The following is a 13,140-nucleotide window of genomic DNA, read 5'->3' as shown; positions in this document are numbered from 1 at the left end:
AGGGCGGGATGTGATCCGGGACCATGATCCGCTACACCCGGGGTCCGATCCGTGGAAGAATCACTGACGCACCACTGCACTTTCACCGACATCAGGAGGCCCCCAGTGGCTATTGCAACCCCGGAGTCCTACGCCGACATGCTCGACCGGGCGAAGGCCGGCAAGTACGCCATCCCCGCGATCAACGTCACCTCGTCCCAGACCCTGTCCGCCGCCCTCAAGGGCTTCGCCGACGCCGAGTCCGACGGCATCGTGCAGATCTCCAACGGTGGCGCCGCCTACTGGTCGGGCTCCTCGCGCGCGGACAAGGTGAAGGGCTCCATCGCCTTCGCCGCCTACGCCCGGGCGGTCGGTGACCTCTACCCCGGCACCATCGGCCTGCACACCGACCACTGCCCCAAGGCGATGCTGGAGCCCTGGATCCTGCCCCTGCTGGAGATCGAGGCCGAGCAGGTCAAGCGCGGTGAGCTGCCGATGTTCAACTCCCACATGTGGGACGGCTCGGCCGAGTCCCTTGACGACAACATCGAGATCGCCGTCGACATGCTGGCCCGTGCCAAGGCGGCCAACGTCGTCCTGGAGATCGAGATCGGCGCCGTCGGTGGCGAGGAGGACGGCATCACCGGTGACGAGAACGCCAACCTCTACACGACCGCCGACGACGCCTGGCGCGCCATCGAGGCCCTGGGCCTGGGTGAGAACGGCCGCTACATCACGGCTCTGACCTTCGGCAACGTCCACGGCTCCTACAAGCCCGGCCACGTCAAGCTGCGTCCGGAGATCCTCGGTGAGATCCAGGACGAGTGCGCCAAGCGTCTCGGGGACCGCCTGTCCTCCAAGGTGGGTGACACCTCCTCGCCCTTCGACCTGGTCATGCACGGCGGGTCGGGCTCCACCGACGAGGAGATCGCCACCGCGGTGCGCAACGGCGTCATCAAGATGAACGTCGACACCGACACCCAGTACGCCTACACCCGTCCGGTGGTCGACTGGATGCTCACCAACTACGAGGGCGTCCTCAAGATCGACGGCGAGGTCGGCAACAAGAAGAAGTACGACCCGCGCGCCTGGGGCAAGGCCGCCGAGGAGGGCATGGCCGCCCGCGTGGTCGAGGCCTGCGAGCGTCTCGGCTCGGTCGGCTCGGCCAAGCGCTGACCGCCGTAGCCCCGCCCCTCCGGGGCCGGTTCCGTCGGCCGGCTCGGACCTGCGCACAGGTCCGAGCCGGCCGACGGCTGTTCGCGCCACGGGGCAGCGCCCGGTCCGGCATCTGCCCGGTCGTGCGCACGGGGCCCGTGGGCGGCTGCCTCGGGTAGGCTTGCCGCGGCGCGGCCCTCGCCGCGCGGACACCGAGCCAGGGAGCAGCCATGCCAGCCGTCGTCGTCGTGGGGACCCAGTGGGGGGACGAGGGAAAGGGGAAGGCCACCGACCAGCTCGGCCAGGACGTCGACTACGTCGTCAAGTTCAACGGCGGTAACAACGCCGGTCACACGGTCGTCATCGACGGGGAGAGCTTCGCCTTCCACCTCCTGCCCGCGGGCGTGCTCACCCCCGGTGTCACCCCCGTCATCGGCAACGGGGTCGTCGTGGACCTCGAGGTCCTGTTCAACGAGATCGCGGAGATCACCGAACGAGGCAAGGACGCCTCGAGCCTGCTCATCTCCGCCAACGCCCACATCATCCCGTCCTACAACCGGGTCCTGGACCGCACGACCGAGCGCTTCCTGGGGGCGCGGCAGCTGGGCACGACCGGCCGTGGGATCGGCCCCACCTACGCCGACAAGATGAACCGCGTGGGCATCCGCGTCCAGGACCTCTTCGACGAGTCGATCCTGCGCCAGAAGGTCCACAGCGCCCTCGACCAGAAGAACAGCCTCTTCCTCAAGGTGTTCAACCGCCCGGCCATCGACCCCGAGGCCGTGGCCGACGACCTGCTGTCCTACGCCGAGCGGGTGCGGCCCATGGTCGTCGACTGCTCCCTTCTGCTCAACGACGCCCTCGACGCAGGCAAGACGGTGCTCTTCGAGGCCGGTCAGGCCACGATGCTCGACATCGACCACGGCACCTACCCCTTCGTCACCTCCTCGAGCCCCACCGCCGGGGGCGCCTGCACCGGCACGGGTGTGGGCCCCACGCGCATCGACTCGGTGGTCGGTGTCGTCAAGGCCTACACGACCCGGGTGGGCGAGGGCCCCTTCCCCACCGAGTTGACCGACGCCCTGGGCGAGCGCCTGAGGGCCGAGGGCGGGGAGTACGGGGTGACCACGGGGCGTCCTCGGCGCTGCGGGTGGCACGACGCCGTCGTCACCCGCTACGCCGCCCGGGTCAACGGGCTGACCGACCTCGTCCTCACCAAGCTCGACGTCCTGACCGGTCACGAGACGATCCCCGTGTGCGTGGCCTACGAGGTCGACGGGGTGCGCACCGAGGAGATGCCGCTGACCCAGTCCGAGTTCCACCACGCCGTCCCCGTCTACGAGGAGCTGCCCGGGTGGAGCGAGGACATCTCCGGTGTCCGGGAGTTCTCCGACCTGCCGCGCGCGGCGCAGGACTACGTCCTGCGCATCGAGGAGCTCGCCCGCACCCGGGTGTCCGTCATCGGCGTCGGTGCGGGCCGCGAGGCCACGATCACCCGTCACGCGCTGCTGGGCTGAGTCGGACGGGCGGGTCCCCGCCTCCTGGCCGCACCGGACTCCACCCTTTCGGGATCTGCTCAGGACCGCTCCCTGCTGCTTCCTGCTGCTTCCTGCGTCCTCACCTGGCTCCCGCGGGGGCCGGTGGGCGCCTGACGACCAGAGCACCGGGCAACCTCCGGGCAGCGCAGACGGCTGGCATCCGCGGCATGCCGAGATCCGCAGAGCCTCTCATCGTCCCGCCGACCGGCAGGCTCGTCCCGCCGACCGGCAGGCTCGCAGGGCCCCCGAGCCCCGCAGACACGGCAGACACTGAACTGCAGACGCTGAGGGGGCCGGGCTGGCAGCACCGTCACGGTGCGACCAGACCGGCCCCCTCAGTGCCTGCGGACTGTGGTGCGCCCGGGCGCCGGCTCAGTACTGGCCGTTGGGGTTGTAGGGCTGCTGAGGATCCTGCGGGTAGGGCCCCTGCTGCTGGTAGCCGGGCTGTCCCGGCTGGGCCTGGTAACCCGGCTGGGCGGGCTGCTGGTAGCCGGGCTGGGTGGGCGGCTGGTAGCTGGGCTGGGCCTGGTAGCTCGGCTGGGCGGGCTGCTGGTAGCCGGGCTGGGTGGGCGGCTGGTAGCTGGGCTGGGCCTGGTAACCCGGCTGGCCGGCGACCACACCCGGGGGCGGCAGCTGGCCGCCACGCTTCTTCCGGCTCGCGACGACGATGATGGCGATGATGCCGATGAGGACCACGATGCCCACGATCGCGCCGATGATGATCGGCAGCGGGTTGAAGGGCGAGTCCTTGCCCTCGGCCCGCAGCGTGCTCTCGGACTCGGCCAGCACGTCGCTCCAGGTGACGGTCGAGCCGTCGACCTCCGCGTTCCCGTTGGCCTCGGTCACCTTGCCCGGGAAGGTCACCGAGATGGTGACCTTGATGTCGGAGGTGTCCGTACCGGCGAGCGTTGCGCTCTCCTCGGCCTGGCTCTTCATCGCGGCGACGTCGAAGACGGCGACGAAGACGTCCCCCTCGTGGGTGATGCTCGACTCAGAGCTGTCGCTCTTGGCGAACTCGGACAAGGGGATCGCCTCGGCTCGCTCCTCGCATGCTGGCTTGCCCTCGTACTCGGTGAAGGTGTAGGTCGAGTCGTATTCCTCGTCGGTGGACGCGGTGCAGTACTCCTCGGTCATCTCATCACCCCACGTGATGGCGACCATGTCGACGGTCTCATTCTCATGGATGGTGAAGTCGTACTTCGCGCCGCAGGCGCTCAGCGCAAGGACGAAGGGGACGAGGGCGGCTGCGCCCAGACGGCGCAGGGACGTGCGCGATGGGGGTCTCATGCTGCGAGTCTACGCACTGGCGCGTGACCTGGGGAGGTCGGAGTCGCTGTCCGTGGGGGCACGACTCCCCATGCGCCCGGCAGGCTCCAGGACTCAGGGGGCGGATGTGCTGTGCGCCCGGCGCCGGCCTGCGCGGCGTCGCCAGCCGGCCGCACCCAGGGCGGCGCCGGCCGCGACGACCGCTCCGATGATCCAGGGGGCGAAGCGGTCCCACACGTTCATGCCCGCCTGGGGTGAGGCGTACCCCGAGGCGCTCACCCCGCCCGCCAGGAGGTCGGCGTCGGCCCATGTCACCGTCGAGCCCGACACCGAGCCCCCGCCGTCCTCGACGACAGCGCCGGGGAAGCTCACCGACACGCGCGCGTCAACGACCTCGGTCAGGGACTGAGGGGTCGCCCCCGGGTCGGAGGTGGCGCCCGCAGTCGCCTGGGAGGTGGCCTCGTCAGTGAGGTAGGGGGCGATCGTGACGACGTAGAGGTCCCCGTCGCGCACGACGAGGGAGCCCTCGGTCTGGGCGCCGTCCGCCTCCGGGACCGTGACCCCTGAGACCCGGACCTCGCAGCCCAGGCCCGCCGAGTCCCCGGCCGCCCCCACCGGGGTGGAGGTCACGGTGGCGCCCGGGGAGGCGCCGACGAGCTCGGGGTCGGCGTAGTCCTCGCAGTTGGTCTGCTCGGTGAAGACGGTGCCCGTCGTGTCGCGCATGACCATGACGACGTCGTAGGTCCCGGCCTCGTCGATCGTCATGTCCATGTGCGCCGTGCACGCCGAGGCGCCCAACGCGATGCCGGCCGCCCCCAGGGTGGCCAGCGGGGCGGTCAGGGCGCGGCTGCGCGCGTGGTGGGCCGACGGCGTCCGGTCGAGGATGGGCACGCCCCGACGCTACACGCAGCCCCCCGGGTCGCAGTGTGGGGAGGAACACGGTGCGTGTGCGCCCACGGCGGAGCCGGTGGGACCTTCGGGGGCGTGACCTCCGGACGGGGATGGGGGAGGATTGGTGCCGACAGAACGAGTCACTAGACACCTAAGGAAGGGACTCACATGACTGTGTCTGAGCAGGAAGTTCGCGCGGCTGCACCGGCCAACACCCCTGAGGACGTCATCTCCTTCGTCACCCGCATCGCGGAGCTCAGCAAGCCGGAGAAGGTCTACTTCGCGGACGGCTCTGACGAGGAGTGGGACCGCCTGACCTCCGAGATGGTCGAGTCCGGCATGTTCACACGTCTCAACCCCGACAAGCGTCCCAACTCCTTCCTCGCTCGCTCCCTGCCCAGCGACGTGGCCCGTGTGGAGTCCCGGACCTACATCTGCTCCGAGAAGGAGGAGGACGCCGGTCCGACCAACAACTGGTACGACCCCGTGGAGATGAAGAAGATCCTCCACGAGAAGTTCGACGGCGCGATGCGCGGCCGCACCCTCTACGTCATCCCCTTCTCCATGGGCCCCCTGGGCGGTCCCATCTCCCAGCTGGGCATCGAGCTGACCGACTCGCCCTACGTCGTCGTCAACATGCGCATCATGGCGCGCATCGGCACCCAGGCGATGGACCTCATCGCCGAGGGCCGTCCGTGGGTCCCCGCCGTCCACTCCGTGGGCGCCCCCCTGGCACCGGGCCAGGAGGACACGACGTGGCCCTGCAACGACGAGAAGTACATCACCCACTTCCCGGAGACCAACGAGATCTGGTCCTTCGGATCGGGCTACGGCGGCAACGCCCTGCTGGGCAAGAAGTGCTACGCGCTGCGCATCGCCTCGACGATGGCCCGGCGCGACGGCTGGATGGCCGAGCACATGCTCATCCTGCGCCTGACCGACGAGAAGAGCGGCAAGCAGTACCACGTGACCGCCGCCTTCCCCTCGGCCTGCGGCAAGACCAACCTCGCCATGCTCCAGCCCACCATCGAGGGCTACAAGGTCGAGACGGTCGGCGACGACATCGCCTGGATGCGCGCCGGTGAGGACGGCCGCCTGCGGGCCATCAACCCTGAGGCCGGCTTCTTCGGGGTGGCGCCGGGGACGTCCTACAAGACGAACCCGATGGCCATGGAGACCATGCGCGCCAACAGCATCTTCACCAACGTCGCCCTGACCGACGACGGCGACGTGTGGTGGGAGGGCATCGACGCCGAGCTGCCCGAGCACCTCATCGACTGGCACGGCAACGACTACACCCCGGCCGACGCCGCCGAGGGCAAGCTCGCCGCGCACCCCAACTCACGCTTCACGACCCCCGCCGCGCAGTGCCCGATCATCTGCCCGGACTGGGAGGCCCCTGAGGGCGTGGCCATCGACGCCATCCTCTTCGGCGGGCGTCGTGCCTCGAACGTGCCGCTCGTGGCCGAGCAGTACGAGGCCGCCCACGGCGTGTTCATCGGCGCCTCGGTGGCCTCCGAGGTGACTGCGGCCGCCACGGACGTCAAGGCCGGCTCGCTGCGCCACGACCCCTTCGCCATGCTGCCCTTCTGCGGCTACAACATGGCCGACTACTGGGGTCACTGGCTGGAGATCCAGGAGCAGCTCGGTGAGGGCTTCCCGAAGGTCTACCAGGTCAACTGGTTCCGCAAGGACGCCGACGGCAAGTTCCTGTGGCCCGGCTACGGCGACAACTCCCGGGTCCTGGACTGGATCGTGCGTCGCGCCGCCGGTGAGGTCGAGGCGATCGAGGGCGTGACCGGCCTGTACCCCAAGGCCGAGGACTTCAACCTCGAGGGCTCCGGCGTGACCGCCGAGCAGTGGGAGCAGATGTACACCATCGACCCCGATGCCTGGGCCGCCGAGATGGACGACACCGAGGAGTACTTCAAGCAGTTCGGCGACAAGGTCCCCGCGGCCATCACCGAGCAGCTCGCGAAGTTCCGCGAGCGCATCGCCGCCGCCAAGGCCTGAGCACAGAGCCGCGGAGCCTGCGGGCCGCCGGATCGCCGGCTTGCCGGGCTTCCTCCGGGGCCGCACCCTGACCGGGTGCGGCCCCGGTCGCGTGTCACCCCCGAGATCGGGACATATGGCACCTCGAGATCGGGACATGTGGCACCTCGAGATCGGGGGAAGTGGTACGTCGTGCTCTCGTGGGGTGCTGTCAGGTACCTGCGGGCGAGGCAGGCCTGTGATTGACTGTGCCGCCTCGTCGGGGCCGAACAGGGCACGGTTGGGGCGGGTTGGTCGGGACCGGCCCCCTTGGGCTTGTGCGCTGGTGACGGACGGTGGGGTGGTGCACACATCAACTATCCTCACGCTCCTGGTGGATAGCCGTGATCAAGCCGGTCAATGATCGTCTTGTACCAGGCGGCGGACCTCCCTGTGTGCGTCGCAGAGGCCGTTGCACATTTCAGACCCCCGCCAACGCCCCGACCACCAGGACTAGCCGAGAGCATCGGCGTCTTTCCGCCGATCCCGGACACGGAGCCCCGGCCACCACATGCCTGTTATGTGCATCTCGCCGTCGTTGGGGGTGTGGGCCTCCCGCTCCGGGAGTCCGTGGCTGACCAGCACGCTCGGTAGGCCTGCCTGTCACCTCACGCCGGCGACAGCTCCCGGCACCTGCCCGACACCTCGAGATCAGGACATGCGACACCGCGGCATCCCGACGCGAGCGTGCCGGCTCTCGGTGCGCTCCGCCAGAAGCGTGCCAGATGCGGCGATCTCGAGGTGCCAGATCTCCCGATCTCGTGGTGTCATATGTCCCGATCTCGTGGTGCCATTTCTCCCGATCTCGGTGCCGATGGACGGTCGTGGAGGGACAGGGTGTACCCGGGTCTGTGGATCGGGGGCGCTGACCTCTGGGAGCTGCGCCATCCCGACGAGTGGGGTGAGGAGGCTGGCGGGCGGAGCCGGTCGGAGGGAACGGACGGGCAGGTCGTCATCCCCGACGGCCGCCAGAACCTGCACGAGTACCTCGCCACTGAGCTCGGCGTCGACCTCAGGGGGGCGCGCAGCACCGGGCCGCTCTGAGCGACCCGTCGCCCGTGGGGTCGGCCGTCGAGCACGCGAACGCACGATCCAGCTGAGGGGCTAGGCCCGACCGTGGCCGTCCTGCGTCTCGGCCCCCCGGCGCTCGGGGCCGAGCCCGGGGAGCCCCGGGGAGCCCGGGGAGGGTCCCCCATGGTCCTGGCCGCTCACCGCGCCTACCGTCCTGCCAGGAGGTGGATCATGTCGACAGCCGTCACCAGCGCCACACGCGACGTACCTACCTCGGCCCGTGGTGCCCGCCCCGTGCTGAGCGTCGTCGCGGTCGTCGCGTTCGCGGTGCTGCTCGCGGTGGCAGGCTGCGTGCCGGGCGCCGGCTCGTCGCCGACGCCGGGACCTTCCGTCGGGCAGGAGGTCGCCCGCTGGGACCAGGGCTCCGACACCGCTCTCGCCGTCGACGGCGCGCCCGAAGGCACCCAGGTCATCGGCACCGAGCCAGCCTGGCAGGAGTGGCTGGCCGGCCTTCCCGCCCCGCTCGCGGCCGCGATGACCGCTGAGGTGCCGCAGACCGACTTCAGCACCCACCTCCTCGTCGTCCACGGCCGCTTCGTGTGCGAGGAGGACCTCCGACTGAGCTCTCCCGCGACCCACGAGCTCCAGATCGTGGTCACCTCCCCGCAGGACGAGGTCCACTGTGCCTGGTCGCCCTACGAGCTCACCGTCTTCCGCGTGAGGCTCGACGAGCTGGGTGCCTCGGCGGCGGAGGAGGTCGTCCTGCGGGAGCCGATCGTGGTCCGGCGCCAGGGCTGAGCCCGTGGGGTCGCCACCTCGCAGGTGGGGTCGCACCTCCGACATGCGACCCCACGGGTCTGCACGCGACCCGACGGGCCTGCACACGACCCCACGGGCCTGCACGCGACCCGACGGCGGTCGCAGTCCTGTTCGCGCCCGAGGCCGGGTCTACGCTGGAGGCATGAGTGCGGCGGATCGGAGCGACGTCGCCGACCCCTGGACGGGGCGGCGCCCCGCCCCGCTCGAGCCTCCCTCGGGCCACGGTGGCTCCAGGGACGCTCGAGCTCGTGGCCCGGGCCACCGCCTTCCTCCGGGAACACCACCGGCAGCCCCTGAGCGTTCGCGACCTCGCCGACCACCTGTGCTACAGCCCCTCCCACCTGACCAGGACCTTCACGGCGGTCGCGGGCGTCTCTCCGATCGGGTACCTGTCCGCCTGGCGCCTCCACGAGGCCAAGCGCCTCCTGCTCCTGCCAGGTGTGGGTGTGGCTGAGGCGTGCTACGAGGTGGGCTACACCTCGGTGGGGACCTTCTCGCGGCGCTTCACCCGCGACGTCGGGCTGGCCCCGGGGGCGCTGCGACGGGCGGCCGACCGGTTGGCCGAGTCCAGCCTGCCCCCGGTGAGTCTCCTGGCGCCGGCGGACAGCCGCGTCGTCGTGCGCCTCACCCTGCCTGCCGCGCTGCGCCCGGCCCTGGGCCCCAGCCCCTACCAGTGGGTGGGCACCTTCCCGACGCCCGCGGCGACCGGTCCTCCGGCCACAGGCACGCTGCGCCGTGGCCTCGTCGAGGTCGAGGTGCCGGTCGTGGCCGGGGCCCCGTGGCTGCTGGCCCTCCTCGTGCCCGACGGCGCGGGTGTCAACGACCACCTGGCCCCCGACCGTCCGCTCGTGGCCCGCCACCCCCGGCCGCTGCGTCCCGACGCCGCCTCCGACCCACTCGTGCTCGAGGTCGAGCCCGCCCTGCCCTGGGACCCTCCGGCGCTCGTCGCCCTCGCGGCGCTGTGGCCGGGATGAGGCGGCGTCCGTCGCTGCGGGCCGGGTCCGCAGCCGTGGGGTCGACGTGCCCTGCGCCCCGGCCCCGCTGCCAGCCAACCGCCCGACCGGTGCGAGGGCCGGACCAGCGCTCCCGCAGGACAGCAGGATCGGAGTGGTCACCGTACGCGGACAGGACCTACCGTGGTCGCGCCGGACGCGGCGGGGGATCGACCTCGGCCGCCCCCGGACCCGTGAGACCCGGCGACACGAAGGAGCAGCCATGACCCCTGCGACCACCGAGGAGGCGACGGCCTCCCTGCCCGAGGGCCGTCCCTGCTGGATCGAGCTCTACACCCCTGACACCACGGCCTCGGCGAGCTTCTACCGCGAGCTCCTGGGCTGGGAGACCACCGAGCCCGGGGACGGCAGTCCCCTGGGTACCGAGCTCCGCAACGCGGGCAGGCTCATCGGCTCCATCGAGTCCTCCCAGGACGACCCCGAGACGGCGGGGTGGCGGGTCACCCTGCTCGTCGACGACGTCGAGGCGACCGTGGCGGCGACGCCGGATGCCGGCGGGACGGTGGTCCTGCCCGCCATGGAGGTGGAGGGGACCGGCATGACCTGGGCCCTCCTGCGCGACGCCGACGGGGCCCTCCTCGGCGTGCTCGCCGACCCTGAGGCCCTCGAGCCCCACCCCCTGGAGGCGGGGATGCCGGTGTGGTACGAGGTCCTCGCCCGCGACCTGGAGCGTGGGGCCGAGTTCTACCGCGGTGCCCTGGGGTGGACCACCCACCGCGAGGAGGCCGGTGGGACCGTCTTCCCCTACTACACCAACGGCTCGGGGCCCGCCGCGGTGTGCGGCATCGGGGACATCGCGGTCTTCGGTCGCCAGGACACCGAGCCCGCCTGGCGCGTGTACCTCGGTGTCTCGGACCTCGACGAGGCCGTCGGGCGTGTGCGTGAGCTCGGCGGGACGGTGCGTGAGGAGCCCTCGGACTCCCCGTGGGGGAGGCTGGCCGAGGTCGCCGACCCTCACGGGGCGGTTCTCAGGCTCTGCCAGGTCTGATCCCCGAGACGGGGCTCTGCCTCCCGGCTCGAGGTCGATACATGGCCCGTGAGGTCGCGCCTCTGACCTGCGACCTCACGGGCTGACCTGCGACCCCACGGGCTGTCCTGCGACCCCACGGTCGGCAGTGCCCGGCGTGCGGCGCCCGGCGCCTGCGCGGGATCCTCGTTAGGCTGGGCCCGTGAAGATCCTGCTCCTGGGCTCCGGCGCGCGCGAGCACGCCCTGGCCCGCGCCCTTGCCGCCGACCCTGTCGCCGCCGAGCTCGTCGTAGCGCCCGGCAACCCCGGGACCGCTCGTGTCGCGACGAACCTGCACATCGACCCCGTCTCGCCGACCGAGGTCGTCGAGCTGGCCGAGCAGATGGGCGCCGACCTCGTCGTCGTCGGACCCGAGGCGCCCCTTGTCGCCGGGGTGGCCGACGCCGTGCGCCAGGCGGGCATCCCCTGTTTCGGCCCCGGTGCGGAGGCGGCCCGCCTCGAGGGGTCCAAGGCCTTCGCAAAGGAGGTCATGGCGGCCGCCAGCGTCCCCACCGCCGAGGCCGCTGTGTGCGCGACCGAGGCCGAGCTCGCTGCCGCCCTCGACCGCTTCGGCGCCCCCCACGTCGTCAAGGACGACGGCCTGGCGGCCGGAAAGGGCGTCGTCGTCACCGACGACCGGGCCGTGGCGCTGGCCCACGGCCTGGCCTGCCTGGGCAAGGAGGGCGGGAGGGTCGTTGTCGAGGACTACCTCGACGGCCCCGAGGTCTCCCTGTTCTGCGTGTGCGACGGCGCGACCGTCCGTCCCCTGGCCCCTGCCCAGGACTTCAAGCGTCTGGGCGAGGGCGATACCGGGCCCAACACCGGGGGCATGGGCGCCTACACCCCCTTGACCTGGGCGCCGTCCGACATCGGCGAGCAGGTCGTGGCCGAGGTCGCCCAGCCGGTGGTCGACGAGATGGCCCGCCGGGGCACCGCCTTCATCGGACTGCTCTACTGCGGGCTCGCCCTGACCAGCCGGGGCCTGCGGGTCGTGGAGTTCAACGTCCGGTTCGGTGACCCCGAGACCCAGGCGGTCCTGGCCCGCCTGACCTCCTCCCTGCCCGAGCTGCTCCTGGCGGCCGCGACGGGTCGCCTCGCCGAGGTCCCGGCCCCGCAGTGGTCCGAGCAGGCGGCGGTCGACGTCGTCGTGGCCGCCCCCGGGTACCCCGGTGAGGTGTCCGCCGGCGGGATCATCACCGGGGTCGAGGAGGCGGAGAAGGTCGAGGGGGTCCACGTCCTGCACGCGGGAACCGGCCGCGACGAGGTCGGCCGTCTCGTGGCCACCGGTGGCAGGGTGCTGTCGGTGGTCGCCCTCGGGGACACGGTCGCCCAGGCCAGGGGACGCGCCTACGAGGCGGTCGGGCACATCAGGCTCGAGGGCGCCCAGGTCCGCCCGGACATCGCCCTCGGTCGCTGAGCACCTCTCCTCAGGTCCTGTCTCCCGGGCCCCGGACCGTCTCAGGGCAGTAGAGGCCGTGACCCGCGATCGAGCAGGGTGGCAGGATGGGACCCATGAGCCCCAGCGCCCCCGCCCTGCCCCTCGCTCCCGCGCTGCCGGGCTGGACGCACCTGTCCAGCGGCAAGGTCCGCGACGTCTACACCCCCGCCCCCGGATCGGCGTGGTCGGGGCAGGACGTCCTGCTCGTCGTCGCCTCGGACCGCATCAGCGCCTACGACCACGTCCTGGACACCCCCATCCCCGACAAGGGCAAGGTGCTCACCGCCCTGTCCGCCTGGTGGTTCGACCAGCTCGACGACGTCGTGGCCAACCACCTCGTCAGTCTCGAGGTCCCGGTCCAGGTCGCGGGACGAGCGATGGTGTGCCGCAGGCTGAGGATGTACCCCGTGGAGTGCGTGGCCCGCGGCTACCTCACCGGGTCCGGGCTCGTGGAGTACCGCCAGAACGGCACGGTGTGCGGCCAGGCTCTGCCCGAGGGCCTGACCGAGGCCTCGCGGCTGCCCGAGCCGCTCTTCACACCCGCCGCCAAGGCCGAGCTCGGCGAGCACGACGAGAACATCACCTACGAGCGGGTCGTCGAGATGGTCGGCGCGCCCGCCGCGCAGGCCCTGCGGGAGGTGACCCTGGCCCTGTACGCCCGCGCTGCCGGGATCGCGGCCGAGCGCGGCATCATCCTGGCGGACACCAAGTTCGAGCTCGGCGTCGGCGCAGACGGCTCCCTCGTCCTGGGCGATGAGGTCCTCACCCCTGACTCCTCGCGCTTCTGGCCGGCCGACCAGTGGTCACCCGGGAGGGTCGCTCCGTCCTTCGACAAGCAGTACGTCCGCGACTGGCTGACCTCCCCGGCCGCCAGGTGGGACCGCGACGGCGACCAGCCCCCGCCGGCGCTGCCCGAGGACGTCGTGGCGCGTACGCGCGCCCGCTACCTCGAGGCCTACGAGCGCCTGACCGGCAGCCCCCTGGACCTGTGAG

The 13,140-nt window shown here is 71.6% G+C and carries 11 protein-coding genes; 9 read left to right on the top strand and 2 right to left on the bottom strand.

Annotated elements, in window-relative coordinates:
* The first annotated feature begins 105 nt into the window (after nucleotides 1–105).
* Nucleotides 106–1,155, top strand: a complete 1,050-nt coding sequence (gene fbaA / locus EL245_RS07105) for a class II fructose-bisphosphate aldolase (RefSeq protein ID WP_126382517.1) — start codon at nucleotides 106–108, stop codon at nucleotides 1,153–1,155.
* A gap of 209 nt (nucleotides 1,156–1,364) precedes the next feature.
* On the top strand, nucleotides 1,365–2,651 hold the full coding sequence (locus tag EL245_RS07100) for an adenylosuccinate synthase (RefSeq protein WP_126382516.1): 1,287 nt from the start codon (nucleotides 1,365–1,367) through the stop codon (nucleotides 2,649–2,651).
* A 393-nt stretch (nucleotides 2,652–3,044) separates the two neighbouring features.
* On the opposite strand, the gene EL245_RS07095 is transcribed toward EL245_RS07100, so the two are convergent.
* Together EL245_RS07095 and EL245_RS07090 are read right to left on the bottom strand one after the other, a co-directional pair.
* Nucleotides 3,045–3,959, bottom strand: coding sequence for an LppM family (lipo)protein (locus EL245_RS07095; protein ID WP_126382515.1), 915 nt, complete (start codon nucleotides 3,957–3,959; stop codon nucleotides 3,045–3,047).
* 93 nt (nucleotides 3,960–4,052) lie between these two features.
* A complete protein-coding gene (locus EL245_RS07090) occupies nucleotides 4,053–4,829 on the bottom strand; it encodes an LppM family (lipo)protein (RefSeq protein ID WP_232009641.1) in 777 nt (258 codons plus the stop codon).
* A gap of 168 nt (nucleotides 4,830–4,997) precedes the next feature.
* Here EL245_RS07090 and EL245_RS07085 point away from each other — a divergent pair, with 168 nt between their 5' ends.
* The 7 genes from EL245_RS07085 to EL245_RS07055 all read left to right on the top strand — a co-directional run bounded on the left by EL245_RS07085 (nucleotide 4,998) and on the right by EL245_RS07055 (nucleotide 13,139).
* A complete protein-coding gene (locus EL245_RS07085) occupies nucleotides 4,998–6,842 on the top strand; it encodes a phosphoenolpyruvate carboxykinase (GTP) (protein WP_126382514.1) in 1,845 nt (614 codons plus the stop codon).
* Between the two features lie 855 nt (nucleotides 6,843–7,697).
* Nucleotides 7,698–7,904 carry a hypothetical protein gene (locus EL245_RS07080; protein WP_126382513.1) on the top strand — a complete coding sequence of 69 codons (207 nt, stop codon included), beginning with the start codon at nucleotides 7,698–7,700 and terminating at the stop codon, nucleotides 7,902–7,904.
* A 72-nt stretch (nucleotides 7,905–7,976) separates the two neighbouring features.
* Nucleotides 7,977–8,669 carry a hypothetical protein gene (locus EL245_RS07075; RefSeq protein WP_232009639.1) on the top strand — a complete coding sequence of 231 codons (693 nt, stop codon included), beginning with the start codon at nucleotides 7,977–7,979 and terminating at the stop codon, nucleotides 8,667–8,669.
* A gap of 245 nt (nucleotides 8,670–8,914) precedes the next feature.
* Nucleotides 8,915–9,664 carry a helix-turn-helix domain-containing protein gene (locus tag EL245_RS07070; protein WP_232009636.1) on the top strand — a complete coding sequence of 250 codons (750 nt, stop codon included), beginning with the start codon at nucleotides 8,915–8,917 and terminating at the stop codon, nucleotides 9,662–9,664.
* A gap of 241 nt (nucleotides 9,665–9,905) precedes the next feature.
* Entirely contained in the window at nucleotides 9,906–10,691 is a 786-nt protein-coding gene (locus EL245_RS07065) for a VOC family protein (protein WP_126382510.1), read from the top strand.
* A 181-nt stretch (nucleotides 10,692–10,872) separates the two neighbouring features.
* Nucleotides 10,873–12,126 (top strand): phosphoribosylamine--glycine ligase, encoded by a 1,254-nt coding sequence (gene purD / locus EL245_RS07060; RefSeq protein ID WP_126382509.1) that lies wholly within the window; start codon nucleotides 10,873–10,875, stop codon nucleotides 12,124–12,126.
* A 95-nt stretch (nucleotides 12,127–12,221) separates the two neighbouring features.
* Nucleotides 12,222–13,139, top strand: a complete 918-nt coding sequence (locus tag EL245_RS07055; RefSeq protein ID WP_126382508.1) for a phosphoribosylaminoimidazolesuccinocarboxamide synthase — start codon at nucleotides 12,222–12,224, stop codon at nucleotides 13,137–13,139.
* Nucleotide 13,140 lies beyond the last annotated feature (1 nt).

It is taken from the genome of Actinomyces howellii (genome assembly GCF_900637165.1).
GTDB classification, from domain to species: Bacteria; Actinomycetota; Actinomycetes; order Actinomycetales; family Actinomycetaceae; genus Actinomyces; species Actinomyces howellii.
This window is presented reverse-complemented; position numbering and strand designations above follow the sequence as displayed.

Coding starts and splice junctions, on each gene's coding strand:
- EL245_RS07085 (WP_126382514.1), top strand. CDS start 4,998: ATGACTGTGTCTGAGCAGGAAGTTCGCGCGGCTGCACCGGCCAACACC.
- EL245_RS07100 (WP_126382516.1), top strand. CDS start 1,365: ATGCCAGCCGTCGTCGTCGTGGGGACCCAGTGGGGGGACGAGGGAAAG.
- EL245_RS07065 (WP_126382510.1), top strand. CDS start 9,906: ATGACCCCTGCGACCACCGAGGAGGCGACGGCCTCCCTGCCCGAGGGC.
- EL245_RS07055 (WP_126382508.1), top strand. CDS start 12,222: ATGAGCCCCAGCGCCCCCGCCCTGCCCCTCGCTCCCGCGCTGCCGGGC.
- EL245_RS07095 (WP_126382515.1), bottom strand. CDS start 3,959: ATGAGACCCCCATCGCGCACGTCCCTGCGCCGTCTGGGCGCAGCCGCC.